We start from the raw sequence: 692 nt of genomic DNA on the forward strand, positions 1-692 counted from the left end.
GGTGGCGCAATGGAAGCGGCATTCAACGATTGGACTATCGTGACCAGCAAAGGCGATCCTCGCACCAATATCGAGACCTTACCGGGACCAAATTCGGACATCGCGACCAATCTCGATATTGCTCCAGGAGATACGGTTGAATTTGCCATTACAGGCACGGTGAACAGCCGAGCGGTTGCCAACATTATCAACACAGCAACGGCTGAGTTTGCAGGTGCGACGACAGAAGCAACTGCAACCTTAGAAACGCTGCCTGAAGAAGTGTGGATTGAGAAAACGGCCGAATCGCCAATGTATATTCCGGGAGAAGATGCGGTATTCCACGTTCGCGTTTACAACGGCACTGATGGTTTCGATAACGACATCGCGTTAGAAGATATTTTGTCGGGCATTAAAGCCACCAACATCTATGGCGTGAGTGAGCGTGCTTTCGAGAGTTGGACGATTGAAACGACGAACAGCGACAGCCGCACCACCATTACCCCGATGCCTGTCGATAATCAGGATATCCGTTCGATGATCGATATAGCACCGCATGACATTGTGGAGTTCACGATCACCGCGAAGACTAACCCGTTAGCCGCGAGTGATATCACCAACACGGCAACGGCGGATCTCAACGGTACGCAGCAGCATTCAAGTGCCACTGTTCAGCCTCAATCTCAGGGGATCTCGATTGAGAAAACCGCAGA

The 692-nt window shown here is 51.3% G+C and carries 1 protein-coding gene; it reads left to right on the forward strand.

The features are described from left to right. Window positions 1-692 (forward strand): hypothetical protein (locus R7190_RS27640; RefSeq protein ID WP_318137902.1); only part of this gene is annotated, 692 nt, incomplete at both ends.

Source organism: Vibrio sp. 1078-1 (genome assembly GCF_033340475.1).